Below are 18,126 nucleotides of genomic sequence, written 5' to 3'. Positions count from 1 at the left end.
AAAGAGTTATAATAATATTTGAGGGAAATAGAGAATGCATTAGCTTTTCATTCATATTGATATCTCGTAAATGTAGAATGCCAAAATAATTTTGTCATAAGTTCCATCCAAACGAATTTCTTTTATTGCTTCATTAACTTATTTTTCAAGTCACTATTATTTTTTACGTATTGCAATAGGAGAACTTGTTTCTTTTAGAGTCTCCAGCCACATAGAAAGATTTTAGCTCCTTAGTAAAGATGAAGAAATATCATTCTTGTTATGGTATTGTGAAATACTAAAATATTAGAACATATCAGAAACAATTGTTTCTCTAATAAATTCAAATTTATTTCTATAAAACAGTGGTTGTAACCAATTATTTTAAGAAAAATACTTTGATTGCATGAATGCTAATCACAAAATAACATATTCTATAACACTCATTGCTAAGACATCTTTTTGTTTAGAAAAATTTTGAAAGCGCGTTTTCTCTTATTTTTCATCTTCTGAAGAAAAGAGCAATTATTTAGTGTATATATTGTTAAAAAGCACTTCATTTTTTCTATGATTCAAAAGTAGACGATAGAATTATACTTCTGAATTTGAATAGGGTGTTCTGGTCATGTTTTTAAATCTGTATATGAAATAATAGAATGCTATTTCATTGAATAGGATGAGGATTTTGAGTTGATTTTTTTCTTTTGGGGAAAAAGTTCTTTCTAATCTAGAAAAAGTAAGGTGGATTTTCTTAATTTATTAGGTAAAATCTATCAGAAATTTTTCTTCATGACTTCTATGATAACGTTACAAAAGAACCTCAAAATTAGGATTTGTAAAAACTCATTTTAAATGCTGTCATGTTCATTTATAATCAAGCCTCAGTTTATTGAGGCTTGATTAATTGTTTATGTCTTTAATTAACACGTTTATCGATAGGAACATATTCACGTATGCTGTAACCTGTATAGAGTTGGCGAGGACGACCAATTTTTTGTGCTGGATCCTCAATCATTTCTTTCCATTGTGCAACCCAACCAACACTGCGCGCTAAGGCAAAAAGAACAGTAAACATTTCTGTTGGAAAGCCTAAAGCTTTTAATGTGATACCAGAATAGAAATCGACATTGGGATAAAGTTTCTTTTCAATAAAATATTCATCATTTAGAGCAATTTTTTCAAGTTCTATAGCGATATCAAGAAGTGGATCATCTTGAATATCCAGTTCGTTTAGAACCTCATGACAGGTTTTTTGCATAATTTTTGCACGTGGATCATAATTTTTATAGACTCGGTGACCAAATCCCATAAGGCGGAAAGGATCATTTTTATCTTTTGCACGTGCGATGAATTCAGGGATTCTCTCAACAGAACCTATTTCTTGTAGCATTTTTAAACATGCTTCGTTGGCTCCACCATGTGCTGGTCCCCAAAGGCATGCAACACCTGCTGCAATACATGCAAATGGATTAGCTCCTGATGACCCTGCAAGACGTACAGTAGATGTAGAGGCATTTTGTTCATGATCAGCATGAAGGATAAAGATTCGATCCATTGCTTGAGTAAGAATAGGGTTGGTTTTATATTCTTCACAAGGAACAGAGAAGCACATACGAAGAAAATTAGCAGCATAACTCAGATCATTCTGAGGATAAACAAATGGTTGCCCAATACTGTATTTATAAGCCATAGCGGCAAGGGTAGGGACTTTGGAGATAAGACGAACAGAAGCAATCATTCTTTGTTGAGGATCTGTAATATCAATAGAGTCATGATAAAATGCTGACATAGCTCCAAGGCATGCAACCATGACGGCCATAGGGTGCGAGTCACGACGAAATCCATGAAAAAAGCGCGCAAACTGCTCGTGAACCATTGTATGCTGCATAATACAACGCTCAAAGTCGTTTTTCTCTTGTTTTGTTGGGAGTTCACCATAGAGTAAAAGGTAACAGCTTTCAAGAAAGTCTCCTTTCTCAGCAAGTTGATCAATAGGATAACCACGATAAAGCAATAAACCTTTATTCCCGTCGATATAAGTAATTTTTGATTCACAAGAAGCAGTTGAGGTAAAACCAGGATCATAAGTAAAAATATCTGTTTCTTTATAGAGAGAAGTAATTTCAATGACATCAGGTCCACTTGTACCTTTACGTAGGGGAAGTTCTACTTTTTTATCATTCACTATAATGTGTGCTTTATTCTTAGACATTAGATATTCCTTTCAGATACTTTCCCCTAAAAATCAAGATGCTGTGCTTCATCAGAGTAAAAGATTTATAATTGAAGCTTCTTCTACTCTATATTCAAAATTAGGTTTACCTTAAAAGTGAGCGCATGCAATCTAAAAAATATTTTTATTTGCAATTTTACAGAAGCGTTTCTACGCGAAGATTTATTGAATTCATAGACTATGATATATGCTGTTAGCCTGTGGATGTGACAAGTTGATCACTGATACGGTTAAAGGATTCATCTCGTCCCAATAAAATAAGCACATCAAAAACTCCAAGAGATGTGAGACGTCCTGTAAGAGCTGCTCGAAGCGGTTGTGCAATAGAGCCAAATTTGAGATCCTGTGTCTGCGCATAAGAGCGAAGTGTTTCGTCTAGCGTTTTTGTATCCCAAGAGTGGACTTCTTTTAGAGCAAGGCAAATACCCTTTAAAATGGCTTGTCCATTTTTATTTAGAAGTATTTGCGCTTTTTCGTCAAGTTGTAATGGCCGTTGTGTAAAAATAAAGGAAGCATTGTCAATAAGTTCGCACAATGTTTTTGAACGTTCTTTCAAATGTGGTATAGCTTTTAGAAATTGAACACGGCGTTGTTCATCAAGTCTTTCTGAGATTTGTAAACCACCTTCAATTTCTGGTAAAATACTTAGAGCATCTTCAAACAGATCTTTATCATTGCTCATGCGTATATAATGCCCATTGATAGCATCAAGTTTTTTGAGATCAAAACGTGCTGCACCTTTATTAATATCATCAATATCAAACCAAGCAATCATATCTTCAATTGACATCAGTTCGTCATCACCATGACTCCAGCCAAGACGAACAAGATAATTTCGCAAAGCAGCAGGAAGGTAACCCATTGTCCGGTAAGCATCGACACCCAGGGCACCATGACGCTTTGATAATTTTGCACCATTTTCACCATGTATAAGTGGAATGTGTGCCATAACAGGAATATCCCATCCCATTGCATTGAAGATAATTGTTTGGCGAGCTGCATTTGTGAGATGGTCATCACCACGTATGATATGTGTGATCCCCATATCATGATCATCAACGACAACGGCATGCATATAAGTGGGTGAACCATCAGAACGTAAAATAATAAAGTCATCAAGATCTTTATTAGGAAAACGAACATTACCTTGAACGCGGTCATACACAATTGTTTCCCCATCTTGTGGTGCTTTGATGCGAATAACAGGTTTGATGTTTTGAGGTGCTTTTGAAATATCACGATCACGCCAACGTCCATCATAACGTGGTGGGCGACCTTCTGCACGAGCATTTTCACGCATTTCAGCCAATTCTTCAGGAGAAGCATAACAATAATAAGCTTTGCCATCTTTTACCAATTGTTCTGCGACTTGACGATGACGTTCTGCTCGTTCGAATTGCGAAATAGGAGCACCATCATAGCTAAGCCCCATCCAGTGCAAACCATCTATAATGGCTTTTATAGCCGCTTCTGTTGAACGTTTTCTGTCTGTATCTTCAATCCGTAACAGCATTTTACCACCGGTATGTTTGGCATAAAGCCAATTAAAGAGGGCAGTACGAGCACCTCCAATGTGAAGGAATCCTGTTGGTGAGGGAGCAAAGCGGGTAATAACAGACACGAATCTCTTCCTTTAAATAAGATGATATTTATAAGACTTTATAGAAGTGTTATGTTAGCATAGGTAATAGGGGGGGCAATAGCCGAATTGCAAGTAAAGTGGGGATTTGCAGATGTTTAATCAAAATAAAGTTGAGGGTAGCCTATCCATAAAGAATAAGTCAAAAAGAAAAACAGCGTGTCTAATATGGCAGAATTTTTTTTCTACCCTTTATGAAGCAAATAACAATACTTGTAATAAACAAAATTTTTTTTTCTTTACACCTTTAAAAGAAGCAATCACTTTTTTCTGGAAATGGTTGATTGATTGTATCAACAAAGAAATCTCTTGGGGAATCCTATTTTCCTTAATTTTGGTCTTTTTTTCCATAGGGATTATTTTTTATTTTAGCTTAGAACATGAGCCAAATTGGGGGCAATTTTGTGTGCTGATTAGTATCTTCGTTGGAATATTGTATATTTTGCGGTTCTATCGGAGAATCTGGATTGTGGCAGGATTTCTGTTTTGTATTGTATTGGGCGCTTTAGCTGCAAAAATAGAAACATACCGAATAGCTACACCAATGTTAAGCGGCGAAGTTATTACTACCTTAACAGGCAGAATTGTTTCTATTGAATCAGGAAAAAGTGGAGAGTTTCGTTTAGTCCTAGATGTTTTGAGGACACAAAGGCCAGTCTTACGCCACAGCCCTCATCGTATTCGTTTATCGTCAAGACGTTTACCATATGGATTGGCAATTGGTGATGGACTATATGGAAAAGTTAAGATCCGTGCATTATCTGGGCCGGTTTATCCAGGAGGTTACGATTTTAGTTTCCATAATTATTTTAAAGGAATTGGTGCTCAAGGCGTTTATTTAGGACAACCAGTTAAAGTATCCGTTTCGCAGCCTAACAGAATATTTGATAAAGTTTTACAGAAAATTGAGAATTTACGAAATAATATAACACAACGAATTCATAAGGCAATTGACGGAGAAAAAGGAAATGTTGCTGCTGCTCTTATAACGGGGCAAAGAGCTGGTATTTCAAATGAGACAAATGAAGCATTGCGTGCGGCTGGATTAGCACATATTTTATCAATATCAGGTTTACACATGGCTTTGTTGAGCGGCATAGTTCTTGTGACTATCCGTGGTTTTTTAGCACTTTTTCCGATTTTCTCATCTTATTATTCTACTAAGAAATTGGCCGCTATTGTTGCCTTAATGATGACAGCTTTTTATTTGCTTTTATCTGGTGTTGCTGTATCGGCACAGAGAAGTTTCGTGATGATTGCTGTTATGTTGGTTGCTGTTTTATGTAATCGCTCTGCTGCGACAATGCGGAATTTCTCTATTGCAGGTTTGATAACTCTGGCTATTGCGCCGCACGAAATATTAGGTCCTAGCTTTCAAATGTCCTTTTCTGCCACAGCTGCTTTGATTGCCTTTTTTGATTGGTGGAGTAGAAAGTTATCCCACCGTATAAAAAAAACAACACCATCTTATGTTGGAGCTGGAGTCATTTATTTTGCTCTCTTATCAATACTTTCAATATGTGTATCTTCATTTGTAGCGGGAACTGCCAGTGGAATTTATGCTGCTTATCATTTTTCTAATATTGCATCTTTAAGTATTATGAGCAATGCTTTAGCCTTGCCTATAGTATCAATTTTTATCATCCCTTTTGGTTTAATCGCAATCCTTTTAATGTTTTGGGACTTTGAATGGCTGCCTCTTCAAATTATGGGATTTGGTGTTGGTCTTGTGATAAAAATCGCTCACGCTATGAGATCTATTTCTCCTGTTTTAAATCCTGGTTTTATGCCATCATCTGCATTGATTTTATTGAGTATAGGCCTAGTTGGGCTGGCTTTTTGCAAAACACCCATCAGGTTCTTTTTTAGTTTTTTTATTTTGGCTGGTATTTTTGTTTGTTTTGTGCATTCACCTGTACAACTCATTATAGCAGATAATATGAAGTTGGTGGGTATTATCGATGAAAAGAAATTACATATTGATCGTTACCATGTTTCTAAATTTACAACATCCATATGGAAGAAATTATTTCGTGTGAATGAGATGATCAAGCCAACAAAATATGGACCGCCATTTCATGGACAATTTATATGTGAAAATGATGTATGTGCATCTCTCTTAGCAAATGGATTAAAAGTAATTGTTTTGCATGGAAAAACAGATAAATGTTTAGAGACAGATGTTGTGATTCAAACATTTGCAGCGGATAATCAAACATGTAGTAAAAAGGCGAAAATAATATTTACTCTCCAACAATTGTTATCACGAGGGAGCGTTATGGTAACCAAAAATGAAAATATTATTTGGTCTTCGATGGGGTCTCATAGACCGTGGAATATACCAGGGAACGGATTTTATAAATAAGAGTACAATAAAGTCAATATATTAAGTACAATTATTTTATATGATTTCACTTAAGAATCCACCCTTTTATACGTGATTCAATTGACCGTTTTTTATGTAAGATTGTCACGTATGAATAAACCATAAAAAGAAAATCATGATGCGAATATTATAACACATGTAAATGTTCAAATGAAATGAAAAGCAGTTAGCATTCATAACAGTTCATAAATTTTATGATACGTTTTTATTACAGCACAAATCGCATTGTTAAAAATTTAGTCGTTTGAAATTTTTAATAACATACGTTTTAAGATCACATCTTATTTTAAAGATTAGATTGTTAATCGCATGATACAAACAAAATTTAACGGTCTCCAAAATTGGGGAGCGCAAAATCTAAAGATGTTATAGCAAGATCTTCTTGCCTATTAAGGCTATAACCGTTTGAAACTTTTATAAGCTTATAGGTTTAACTTATAAGATTGCATAAAAGGATTTTAAAATAATGATTTTATAACTACGGTATTTTTTATCGGAGTAGAAAATAAAGGTTATGGAATTCACAATAGGTGTTTTATGATGTAAAAACCTTTTAATAATTATAGTGCCTAGTTGTCTTGATGAACGGAACTATATTCGCTTTTACAAAAAATGGGGGCGGATAATATCATATCAGTAAATACTATCTACCTTATGGCATGGTACTAAAAAACGTTTTAATATTTATAGTTTAAAAGTACTTACCCCCAAATTAAGGGCAGCTTTTAAAGAGAAAAGATAAGCAAACAAAATTCAGAACCATTATAATATCATAAAGGCATGGGGTTTTACTAAATTTTTAGTAAAACAACGCTGTTTAAAGAATACTCTCTTCTAAAGATAATGAGATCAAAATTGAATTGGTTAATTTATAAAGGAATGACGTTTAGTAGAAAATGACAAGAGGTTTATAATAGCCTTTTCAATGAACGTTTAAACGTTTTAGAGACATAAATGAGATGTTTTATAAAAAAACATTTAAAACTGAGGTTTTGTAACAGTTATAACTCAGTTATCATTTGCTCTTAAGAGCATTTCATTTATGAAAAGTTGCTTTTAAAAATCAACGCTTGTAAATGTAAAAAACGGGTTTTGTTATAGACATTTCCTTTATACAAATTTCTTTTGATTATTGATATAAAATTAGTAAGTGTTGTGATTTTTTTGATAGATTCTAATATAGAATGTGAGTTATTTCAATTCACTCAGCTCTATTTTGAGCTTAGTATTTTAAAATATTTTAGAGAGGTATTTTATTGATACGTTTATAAAAATCAAAAGCATTTATAAACTCTCTTATTCAAGTGGATGACTAAGATTATATCCATTATTTACGTTTCTTTTGATAAGTTTTATGACTCACTTTATAGAAGTAATTTTGAAGGTATAAAAAATATCACTCCCCCTCAAAACATATTCTATTAGTTGAATTTACGATTTGCATTTTTGATATAGATTGTTTTTTGGAAAGTTGATAAAAATTAATATATTGAAATATAATAAACTTCTATTTTTTTACTGAAAAAATAAAATGATATTGGATAAAAGGCCCCCCAAAAAACTCTAAAACTAATATTTCAAAGCTTTATAAGATTTCACGATTGTTCATTGTACTGTCTTATGAGTTTTCACTAAGGGATGCCATCCATAGTGTAGTGTAAGGTGTCCACCTTTTTGATTACTTTCTTCAGAAATTTTACGAATATAGTTACAATGGCATAAAAGCTCTAACGCTTGCTTTACATCTGGAAGCGTTGTAAAAAACCATCATTGCTTTTGCCATATAAAACATTGCGTATAAAGGTCAGAATGCGAGAGGGGTGAATGCCCCCTATAATGGATAAGGTTGCGTGAGATATGTAAATGGTTCCACGTCTTATACGGTCATAGGTAAATTGATCATCTCCATTAAAAGTTTCGAAATAAAAAACAAGGTCTGTTTGATATTCCTTGCGTTCAATATTGGCTAAAAAACTAAGGAATTCATCACGAACCATTAAGAAATCACGAGAGTTTTCTTTTAACAATTCTCCAAGCTTTTCTACTATCATATCATTGACAATAAAACGAGAGGCATCATCATGTGGATTGTCTTTAGGGAGGGTTTAAGACAAAAGAGCACGGGCTTGTTTCAAAATCTCCTTTTTTGATCGCTTTATGAACTCATCTTTTTTTCTGCTTTAACCATTCTTTTGTTAATTGGTTTTGGTATTATGAAGTAAGGACGGGATGATCTTTACAGTGATTTGGTTCTCTTTGTTTTTCTTGAAATTATAATGCTTTCATCAAAAAAATTGCTCATAGTTTTCTACCTACTGTGCTGAACAAATAAGATATAACACGACAAATATAATGAAGTAGACTTAAGGTTATAGAAAAACTGTATATATCACAATTTATCAGGATAATGGATTGTTGCAATCGTACATTTTTTTATATATATCGCCACTGGATATGAAAATGAACGAAGCTTTAATTTTCTTGCTGCTAACTTGATGCTAAGCGGTGTGGAGAAAGAGTAAGCGGTGTTCTTATTCGTGTACTTCCCATCTATAGTTTCAAAAGCATTATAGGTGATAAATTTCCAAACCATCAATTTTGAGGGCTACTGTGTTAGCTACATTACCTGAAGATATACGCTCTTTAATAATACAAGCACCTATGGCTGGTGTATCGACTCCTGAGATGGCGGCTGCCGTATCTAATTCTGGTGCGGTTGGTTCGATAGCTATTGGCGGATTGGGGCCGGATGAAGCAGTTTTGTTAATTCAAAAAACGAAAGCACTAACTGATCGGCCATTTAATATTAATCTTTTCTGTCATGATCCTTTTTTGCGTGTGGATATAGCAAAGGATTCTCATTGGCGAACTAAGCTAAACGACCATTTTTTAGGTGGGGAAACGATTCTAAATACTCCTCTTAAGAATATATACACCTCTATTAAAAATAATAAGGCTTTAGCTATCGCTGTCGCTGCACAATCTCCTGATATTATTAGCTTTCATTTTGGTGTCCCTGATGATGATATCATTGACATCTTTCGACAGACTGGAGCTAAACTTATGGCTACTGCAACTTGTCTTGATGAGGGGAAAGAAATTGCAGTCAAGGGGTTGGATGCAATAATTGCTCAAGGCTTTGAGGCAGGAGGACACCGAGGGCAATTTAATCTTTCACATTTCGACGAGAAGTTATCAACGCATGCCTTGACTCGGCTTTTGTCTCAGCACTTGTCACTTCCTATAATTGCTGCGGGCGGTATAATGACTGGGGCTGATATAGCGAGCGTTATGCTCATGGGGGCTCAGGGAGTACAGTTAGGGAGTGCCTTTATAGGTTGTAGCGAAAGCGGTGCGAGTCATTGTCATAAAAATCTTTTGAAGTCTGATAAATCTATACCAACTGTTGTGACGCGAGCCATTTCTGGGCGGCCTGCGCGGTCAATAATGACATCATTTGTTCAATGGGCGATGAGTATTACTGATAAGGATATTCCGGAGTATCCTTACGGTTATGATGCCTTCAAGCAGCTGCAAAAAAGTATGCTTTTACGAGGAGATCTTGATATAGGTCCTTTTTGGGCGGGGCAAAGTGCTTTCTTGGCGCGTTTTATTCCGGCAGCACAAATTATCGCAGAGTTAGAAAACGAGTATGCTCACTATATACACGGCTAAGCAAAAGTGAATCTAAAGCTAATATGATAATGAATAAAACGGTCAAGTACGTATTGAGTGGATTTGCGGCATCCTTGGTTGGCATAGGTTTATCACGCTTTGCTTATACGCCTGCAACACCTTATCTTATAAGCCAAGGCTGGCTTGATGAAAATCATATTTTTTGGGTAGGTTCTGCAAACTTTTTAGGTTACTTGATCGGTGCTTTTTTATCCCCTTATATTTTACGCTTCACTTCTCCAAGATATGCATTGAGATTAGCATTCTTCATGAGTGGGCTGTCTTTTTTATGCTGTTGTTATCCATATGGAAGCTTGTGGTTCATGATATGGCGTTTTATTGTAGGCTTGTCGGGGGGGGTTTTAACAGCTGTGGCTGCTCCGTTTTTGTTATCGGCTATAGATCCCAAAGATCGTGCTCGTTCTGGTGGTATAATGTTCTCAGGAGTGGGGTTAGGCTTGCTATTGTCTGCTTTGTTTACACCTATGATAGCAAGTATTAAAGTATATTATTATTGGGGGGCACTTTTTTTAATCACTCTTATATTTTTTATAATAACTTATCGGTTTATACCCAACACGAATTTTGAGCATAATAAAAAGTCGTATAAGTCTAAGCGAATAGATTATTTCATCTATCTAACATATGGCATAAACGCTGCTGCCTTTATGCCATATATATTGTTTCTTGTGAATTTTGTTTTGCTTCGTACAATACCATCAACCTATTTTGCTTTTATCATTTGGCTAGTTTATGCCTTTGGTGCGTTTTTAGGAACCATAATATTGGGCATAGCAGCCAAGAAAACATCGTATTGCTCAGTGATCTTTTTGATGAATTTTGTGCAATTATTTGCCTCGTTTCTATTGCTATTGTTCCCTGATTTGAAGATCGCGTTGTTACTACCGGCTCTTATTATGGGGGCTGCTACTCCTGGTATTGTGCCTTTATATCTTGGTTTAATAGGAGAATTGTCTTCATCTGATCCACAAATTCAGCAGATTATCTGGAGCAGAGCAGTGTCAGCATTCGCCTTATCACAAGCAATAGCCGCGTATATGTTTACTTGGCTTTTCTATATAATAGAGAATTATATTCTAATATTCTCTATTTCGTCATTTCTTCTTTTTATTCTATGCGTGGGGTTTATACAGGAAAGATACTATGGCTATAAACAGAAAAAAAACCATTAATTGTGCTATCATCGGTTTTGGAGCGCGTGGCATTAGTTTTTATGAGAGGATAAATGCCTATGCTCGTCGTTATATAAGTAGTGTGCATATAAACCTGACAATATTTGATCCCAATGAACATGGTTGTGGATCTCATTCGCCAAGACAAGCAGATTATCTATTAGTCAATACAGTTGCATCGCAAATGACTATGTTCTTAGATAAAACTTGTGAAGTTTCTGGCCCATATACTAATGGACCATCATTTGCTCAATGGGCTAAAGATGCAGGTATCCGCAAAATAGGTTCTAACTTCTATCATATGGCTGAAGACTCAGATGTTGGAGCACCTATAGACGATAATGATTATCTATCACGTGCTGAATTAGGGAATTATTTACAATTCGTTGTAGATCTATTGACAGCAAACAGGCCGCGTAATGTTGATGTGTCCATTATCAGATCCCATGTGATTGATATTAAGCCATTATCAGAGCGTGAATTTATTGTTGTGGTAGAGGGGGATTATAAGCAGCCCTTTGAATTTATATTTATGACTACTGGGCATGGTACTAATATACTCACAGAAAATGAGCAACAAAAAATAGATTTTGTTTCTTCAAATAAGCATAAAAATCCCAACTTAGGGTTTATAAGATCTCCTTATCCTTTATCCATGATAGAAAGTATTAGCCCTGATGCTCGAGTGTTGGTGCAGGGTATGGGACTAACGGCGCATGATGTTATAGCCGAGCTAACTGTTGGAAGAGGAGGCCGATATAAAGAGAACAGAGGCCGCTTGGAATATATACCATCAGGGAGAGAACCTGTCATCAGTCTTTTCTCAAGACAAGGACTTCCGTTTTCTTCTAGAGCCATAAATGAGAAAGGGGTCTTTGGGGCTTATACAGCTGAATTCTTTACATTAGATTACTTCAAGTCTCTGCGACAGGAAAAAAAGCAATTTGATTTTTTTGAAGATGTTCTTCCAGTCTTGAAAAAGGAAATGTTGAGGGCATACTATCATGCCGTGGGTAAGACTGCCTGCATTGACTATGAAGATTTTAGGAAAATTGACGAAATATTATATCCTTTACAAGGTGTTGTATTCAAAAATGCTGTTGATTACAAACGCTATACCTATGAATTTTTGGAAGACGATCTCAAAAATGCTTACGCAGGAAATGTTTCTGGCAGTGTCAAAGCAGCTGCCGATGTCTTGAGAGATGTGCGTGATACCATGCGCTATTGCGTTGAATGGGGTGGTTTGACATCAGAGTCTCATGCTCGTTTTGTAAGTGATTTTGTCCCTATTATGAATCGTATAGCTGTCGGTCCGCCTTTAGTGCGGAACAGGCAGTTACTCGCTTTAATCGATAGTGGTTTACTTCGTATAGATCTTGGTCCTTCACCTATTTTAGAAATTGACGAGAAAAATTCTGTTTTCCGTATTGTTGGTACTTTTTCAGAAGAAATAACGACTCAAGTTGCAGATGTTGTTATTCAAGCAAGGATAGATCCATTTGACATAAATCTTGAGCGCTCACCATTAATTAGAAACCTCTTTAGTAAGGGTTTTCTCACAGAATATGTAAATGGAGACTATCATACTGGTGGCTTAAATATTGATAGAAATTATAACATTATCGATCTCAATGGAGGTGTGAGAAAAAATGTGTGGTCTTTGGGTAATCCGGTTGAAGGTCCTTGTTTTTTTACCTTTGTTCTGCCACGACCAGGTGTGAACTCTCGCTTTCTATTGGATTCGGATAAATGTATCCAACAGATGTTTAATGAAATAGAAGTGAATTATGTCATATCTAGGTAAATTAAATTCCTCAGAAAGTGTTTTGAGCCGCTAAGTAAACATTTAAGCGTGGTAAGGATATTTGGCAGCGTATTTTGGGGAACTCTCATGTTGATGATCGGTGAGAAAAAGTAAATTGTTGATAAATTGAAGAAACCGTTATAAGAATGGGTAACTGTTTGTGTGTAGAAGATATCCCGATTGAGGCGAAAAGGATAGAAGTTTCGCTACTGTGTTCATGCTTATGGATATGGGAGCGATTCTTGAAGTGAAACAACATGTCAGAGGTGCACTGAACAAGTTAAACTAAGGGAAACTACGTGAGGTCAATATTCAGGTAATGAATTGATTTATGATGATAAGTCATCACTATACACTTTGTATCATAATTTCGAATATTGTAATAGACTCTTAGTTTAAAGTCTCTTTATGTTGAATTAATTTTTATTCGCTTGCTTGTGACCACAAGGGTGTGGTGTATAGAGGACTAGAGAAGAGAGGTGTAAAAATGCCTCTCATAAATCACCTTGGGGTTGTCGCAACATTGTAAGTCTCACTCTTAATTTGAATAAAGTGCGCGCGATTACTAAGCACTTCTGCTTTATCCTGTACCAGCAATGGGCAAATTTGTTCAAGGATTTTTCTGGATTTTCTCATAGTCTCTCATCTACGCTTAAGAGAGCTTAAAACCTTACAAAGAGTGAATTTAGCTTTATAGGATAAAATATCTCATATATCAAAGGATAGCTCACTAATTTAATTCCTCGCATAGTTTACCTCTCCGCTTTCACCACATTCTTGTTCACATCTAAATTTGCTGTTTTTTCTGTGATGTTTTTCTTTTCAACTGAAGTCATGGAACATAATTTTCTGGTGCAATGTCAATAAAATGGAATTTTATTTATACGTGGGATATGGTGAATAAGCGTATATGCAAGAGCATATTTATCGGTGAGATATCGAGAATTTTGAAATGAACTATTACCTTAACTCCATTCACAAAATGCTTTTTAGATTAAGGATGTCAATGCGTTTTCTATAAGTTTGTTGCTGTAAAGGAGAGGAGTTGGTAAGCAGTGCCTAGGTTTTTTTTGAAGAGTCCACTCTGATTAGTGGAGAAGAAAATGTATGAGATACATTAGTTTAAATGGCTTAGATCTGATGAAAAAGTTTGAAGGTTTTTCTCAAATCTTTACCTTTTTTCTGTCGGTTATGTGACGATTGGCTAGGGACATATGATGCGCTAAGATGAGTTTTGTAGTCAAGACATGACAGGGTAGAAGCTAAAAAATATGACGTTAAAGTTGTCGAGGTGCAAGAAACTTGTGCTGAATACCAGCCTTAAGGAGCGTATTTTCTTGTGCTTCTCTTCAGAATGTTACCTGTGTTGTAGCGGGGGTATGGGATATGTTATCGGAATTGTAAGGTGTACAGGAATTCAAATGGTCTTGCAGTATAATATAATAGATTCTTCTTCGGATGTTTTGGGGCTTTTGTTGAATTTTGATTTTGCTACTTTTCGAGTTGGGAATTCACATTAGAGCCACGCACGCAATACGGCATCATTATTATATTTTCTAGCTCCTAATATTGCAACAATCCTTGCATTAAGACGATTCATAAGAGCCATTTTTTAGTCCTTTCTTAATAGCTTTTTATCCACGCGCTAATCCCGTTTTTAACGTGCAAGCGAATGATTTTGATTGATTCAAGATAAAGAGATTTGAAATGAGAAAATCTTACGTTATTTGAGTTTTTCCTTCAATATGAAATGAATAACAATAAATTATCATTATAAATCAATGTTTTGCATACACAGACAATATACACAAAAATTGCATAACCTGTAATTTTTCTATCCGTTTTCATGTTCAGACAGCAAGAAAAAAATAATAGGCAGATTTCTTTGATTATGCTTTTTGGTTGTGTGTTTTTCAATATTATTAATAAATTGAGAAACTGTTTCCAATTTTCTGACAACAGTAATGTTTTTTACTTGAGCATTTTGATAATTTTTAAAAAAGTTTTTATGTGTGCACACTCATCAAGTGTGTAGAATAAAATGAAAATATCAATAAATTCTCTTAAAGAGATAAAATTGTTAATTATTCTGTTTTACTCTTATCATCTGTTTTTATAATTTATAGTAATGAGAGCTTCTTCTTCAACCAAAAGGTGACAAATAAATTTATAGCAGGTTGAAGTAATAGGCTACTTCATTGTTATTGCATTTTAATAACTGTCACTTATGAGATAAAAGGTAAAGTAATTCATGAATGTTCAGCAGTTAAAAGAAATGGCGGCTTTAAAAGCACTTGAATTTGTTGAAGATGATATGCGGCTTGGCATCGGAACTGGTTCGACAGTAAATGAGTTTATTCGCCTTCTTGGTGAGCGTGTTGCAAATGGTTTACGTGTAACTGGTGTTGCTACCTCACTCTATTCTGAACAACTCTGTCGTAAATTCGGCATACCTGTCAGTACGTTAGAGAAAATAGCTGAACTAGATCTTGATATTGATGGAGCGGATGAAATTGGTCCAGGGATGTCTCTCATTAAAGGGGGAGGTGGAGCGTTGTTACATGAAAAAATTGTAGCATCGGCATCTCGTGCGATGCTTATCATCGCGGATGAAACAAAGGTTGTAAAGAAACTTGGTGCTTTTGCTTTACCCATTGAGGTCAATCCATTTGGTTTGCATACTACACGCAAAGCCATAGAAAAAGTAGCGGGTGGTTTAGGGCTTTCTGGAGAAGTTGTCTTACGAATGAATGGAGAAACACCTTTTAAAACAGATGGTGGCCATTTTATTTTTGATGCGTTTTGGGGGTGTATTTTGCAACCAAAATTATTATCAGATGCGCTTCTTGCAATTCCTGGTGTTGTTGAGCATGGGCTTTTTTTAGGATTAGCTTCGCGCGCGATTGTTGCTATGGCTGATGGAGAAATAAAAATTTTAGAACCATTTGATTTTTAGAGAAGACAGTTTACATCAAGATATGCTAACATAAAATATAGAAATTTTTAATAAAATAATGAATTTGAATTCTAATTGTTATCGGGGTAATCATTAATGAAAAAAATGTTTTCTTATCAGCGTTTTGCCGTATATTTTGGTGCGATTGCTGTTTTAGTTGTGAATGTAGGAATATCCCATGCACAGGGTGTGAGTGATCAGCATTTAGATTCAGCGAGAAAGACTATTAGTGCTATTCGTGCAACGGATCAATTTGATAGCTTTTTACCAAATGCAGCACGTGATCTCAAAGATGAACTCATGGGTGATGATCCAAATTTGGCAAATGCTATTTCTGATATTGTTGATAAGCAGGCACTTGCTTTGGCTAAACGACGCGCTGATTTAGAAAAAGAGATTGCTCATGTGTATGCAAAATATTTTACTCAGCAAGAGCTTGATGCAATCACAACATTTTATAAGTCTGATACTGGTAAGAAGTTTTTGACAGAAGTTCCAAATCTTGCACGTGATGCCTATTCCACGTTTGATACATGGCGTTCTGTTCTTATGCAGGATCTTATAAAAAATGTAAAAAAAGAGATGTCTGAAACACTAAATTTGGATAGTTCTATTACGCCTGAAAAACAAAACTCTTCAGAAAAGAAAAAATAGTTTGATTGATATCATTACAATAATGCGCGATTACTAGTTTGTTTAAAAACGGTGGATTTCCCGCCGTTTTTAATGAAAGTAAGCTTTTAAAGGATGTTACTTTATAAAAAAGGAAGCATTTGAAAATAAAGACACTTTTATTTGATAATGAATGATCATAGCCTATTGTTGCAGATATATAAGAAGGGATAGTTCGTGGGATCTTTTGACTTTGATTTATTCGTTATTGGAAGCGGTTCTGGAGGAGTGCGTGCTGCTCGTCTTGTTGGAGGACTTGGTAAACGTGTTGCTATAGCAGAAGAATATCGTATCGGGGGGACTTGTGTTATTTGTGGTTGTGTTCCTAAGAAATTGTATGTCTATGCCTCACAATATGCAAAAGAATTTCGTAAAAGCATTGGTTTTGGATGGGAATATACAAATCCAGTTTTTAGCTGGGAAAAGTTAGTTGCGGCTAAAAATGCAGAAATATCAAGATTAGAAGGTCTTTATCGCAAGGGACTACAAAATAATAATGTTCATATTTATGAAAGCCGTGCTGTTTTTGTGGATGATCATACATTAGAGCTTACTCTAACAGGTGAGCGGATAACTGCAGAAAAAATTCTTATAGCGACAGGGGCAAAAGTTGCACCAAGTACAACAATAAAAGGCAGTGATTTATGTCTTACTTCCAATGAAATTTTTGATCTTAAAAAACTCCCAAAATCAATAGTTATTGTTGGTGGTGGGTATATTGGCGTTGAATTTGCGAATATTTTTCATGAATTAGGTGTTAAAACAACTCTAGTCCATCGTGGTGATCTAATCCTTCGTAAATTTGACTATGATTTACGACAATTGCTTAATGATGCAATGATTGAAAAAGGGATTTCTATTGTCTATGGGACAACAGTTTCAAAAGTGCAAGCGATAGGTGATTGTTATGATGTTACTTTATCAAATGGACAAACGATTAATGCTGATCAGATTATGTTGGCTACAGGACGTGTACCCAATACAACAGGTTTAGGTCTTGAGAGAACTGGTATAGAAGTAAATGAGCTTGGTGCAATCGTTGTTGATGAAAGAATGACAACGAATGTACCTCATATTTGGGCTGTTGGTGATGTGACAGGCCATATTCAATTAACACCTGTTGCGATTTATGATGCAATGTGTTTTGTTAAAACTGTGTTTGAAAATGTTCCCACGACACCTGATCATGATTTAATTGCGACAGCGGTTTTTTCACAACCTGAGATTGGAACAGTTGGTCTTTCAGAAGAGGATGCAATACAGCATTATAAGCGTGTTGAAGTTTATCGTACAGTTTTTCGTCCTATGCGCAATGTTTTTTCTGGAACTTCAGAGAAAATGTTTATGAAGCTTATTGTGGATGGTGAAAGCCGTGTTGTTATTGGTGCACATATTTTAGGGGAAAATGCCGCTGAGGTGGCACAGCTTGTTGGCATAGCTCTGAAAGGAAAACTAACGAAAGATGTCTTTGATACAACTATGGCAGTGCATCCAACGATGGCAGAGGAATTGGTAACGATGTATAAACCAAGTTATCTATATGAAAATGGAAAGAAAATAGAGAGTTGAATAGCGTAAGTTATAGT

General features: G+C 35.4%; 10 protein-coding genes and 2 pseudogenes. 7 read left to right on the top strand and 5 right to left on the bottom strand.

The annotated features are described in order from the left end of the window. Positions 1 to 51: 51 nt before the first annotated feature. From ABD917_RS08870 to gltX, 3 genes and pseudogenes are all read right to left on the bottom strand, one after another. A pseudogene (locus tag ABD917_RS08870) lies at positions 52 to 207 on the bottom strand (amino acid ABC transporter); the annotation flags it as partial. 688 nt (positions 208 to 895) lie between these two features. After that, complete coding sequence (gene gltA / locus ABD917_RS03150; RefSeq protein WP_345118652.1) at positions 896 to 2,191, bottom strand: citrate synthase; 1,296 nt, start codon at positions 2,189 to 2,191, stop codon at positions 896 to 898. A 214-nt stretch (positions 2,192 to 2,405) separates the two neighbouring features. Then, positions 2,406 to 3,833: a glutamate--tRNA ligase gene (gene gltX / locus ABD917_RS03145; RefSeq protein ID WP_345118651.1), complete on the bottom strand. Its 1,428-nt coding sequence runs from the start codon at positions 3,831 to 3,833 to the stop codon at positions 2,406 to 2,408. A gap of 112 nt (positions 3,834 to 3,945) precedes the next feature. Here gltX and ABD917_RS03140 point away from each other — a divergent pair, with 112 nt between their 5' ends. After that, the gene (locus ABD917_RS03140; protein ID WP_345118650.1) at positions 3,946 to 6,216 is read left to right on the top strand and encodes a ComEC/Rec2 family competence protein; all 2,271 of its coding nucleotides are present in this window, start codon (positions 3,946 to 3,948) and stop codon (positions 6,214 to 6,216) included. Positions 6,217 to 7,976: 1,760 nt separating this feature from the next. Here the strand turns inward: ABD917_RS03140 and ABD917_RS03135 are convergent. Further along, positions 7,977 to 8,288 carry a DUF3987 domain-containing protein gene (locus ABD917_RS03135; protein ID WP_345118649.1) on the bottom strand — a complete coding sequence of 104 codons (312 nt, stop codon included), beginning with the start codon at positions 8,286 to 8,288 and terminating at the stop codon, positions 7,977 to 7,979. Between the two features lie 559 nt (positions 8,289 to 8,847). On the opposite strand from ABD917_RS03135, the gene ABD917_RS03130 reads away from it, so the two are divergent. The 3 genes from ABD917_RS03130 to ABD917_RS03120 are packed head-to-tail and all read left to right on the top strand — an operon-like array spanning position 8,848 to position 12,912. After that, the gene (locus tag ABD917_RS03130) at positions 8,848 to 9,912 is read left to right on the top strand and encodes an NAD(P)H-dependent flavin oxidoreductase (protein ID WP_345118648.1); all 1,065 of its coding nucleotides are present in this window, start codon (positions 8,848 to 8,850) and stop codon (positions 9,910 to 9,912) included. Further along, positions 9,816 to 11,105 (top strand): YbfB/YjiJ family MFS transporter, encoded by a 1,290-nt coding sequence (locus tag ABD917_RS03125; RefSeq protein ID WP_345118647.1) that lies wholly within the window; start codon positions 9,816 to 9,818, stop codon positions 11,103 to 11,105. The genes ABD917_RS03130 and ABD917_RS03125 overlap by 97 nt, the downstream gene beginning before the upstream one ends. Then, entirely contained in the window at positions 11,077 to 12,912 is a 1,836-nt protein-coding gene (locus ABD917_RS03120) for an FAD/NAD(P)-binding protein (RefSeq protein WP_345118646.1), read from the top strand. The genes ABD917_RS03125 and ABD917_RS03120 overlap by 29 nt, the downstream gene beginning before the upstream one ends. Before the next feature lie 1,531 nt (positions 12,913 to 14,443). Here the strand turns inward: ABD917_RS03120 and ABD917_RS08865 are convergent. Then, positions 14,444 to 14,521: pseudogene (locus ABD917_RS08865) on the bottom strand (DUF4102 domain-containing protein); the annotation flags it as partial. A gap of 642 nt (positions 14,522 to 15,163) precedes the next feature. Between ABD917_RS08865 and rpiA the strand changes: the two are divergent. The 3 genes from rpiA to gor all read left to right on the top strand — a co-directional run bounded on the left by rpiA (position 15,164) and on the right by gor (position 18,109). Then, positions 15,164 to 15,868, top strand: coding sequence for a ribose-5-phosphate isomerase RpiA (rpiA, locus tag ABD917_RS03115; RefSeq protein WP_345118645.1), 705 nt, complete (start codon positions 15,164 to 15,166; stop codon positions 15,866 to 15,868). Between the two features lie 96 nt (positions 15,869 to 15,964). After that, positions 15,965 to 16,522: a DUF2059 domain-containing protein gene (locus ABD917_RS03110; protein WP_345118644.1), complete on the top strand. Its 558-nt coding sequence runs from the start codon at positions 15,965 to 15,967 to the stop codon at positions 16,520 to 16,522. 195 nt (positions 16,523 to 16,717) lie between these two features. Continuing rightward, positions 16,718 to 18,109, top strand: a complete 1,392-nt coding sequence (gene gor / locus ABD917_RS03105) for a glutathione-disulfide reductase (RefSeq protein ID WP_345118643.1) — start codon at positions 16,718 to 16,720, stop codon at positions 18,107 to 18,109. Positions 18,110 to 18,126: the final 17 nt, after the last annotated feature.

This window comes from Bartonella pachyuromydis, assembly GCF_039543065.1.
Lineage (GTDB): Bacteria > Pseudomonadota > Alphaproteobacteria > Rhizobiales > Rhizobiaceae > Bartonella > Bartonella pachyuromydis.
The sequence above is the reverse complement of the archived record's forward strand: the minus strand, read 5'-3'. Positions and strand labels throughout refer to the sequence as shown.

Excerpts from the sequence above, each read along its gene's own strand:
- gltA (WP_345118652.1), bottom strand. The coding sequence starts at position 2,191 with ATGTCTAAGAATAAAGCACACATTATAGTGAATGATAAAAAAGTAGAA.
- ABD917_RS03140 (WP_345118650.1), top strand. The coding sequence starts at position 3,946 with ATGTTTAATCAAAATAAAGTTGAGGGTAGCCTATCCATAAAGAATAAG.
- ABD917_RS03135 (WP_345118649.1), bottom strand. The coding sequence starts at position 8,288 with ATGATAGTAGAAAAGCTTGGAGAATTGTTAAAAGAAAACTCTCGTGAT.
- ABD917_RS03120 (WP_345118646.1), top strand. The coding sequence starts at position 11,077 with ATGGCTATAAACAGAAAAAAAACCATTAATTGTGCTATCATCGGTTTT.
- rpiA (WP_345118645.1), top strand. The coding sequence starts at position 15,164 with ATGAATGTTCAGCAGTTAAAAGAAATGGCGGCTTTAAAAGCACTTGAA.
- ABD917_RS03110 (WP_345118644.1), top strand. The coding sequence starts at position 15,965 with ATGAAAAAAATGTTTTCTTATCAGCGTTTTGCCGTATATTTTGGTGCG.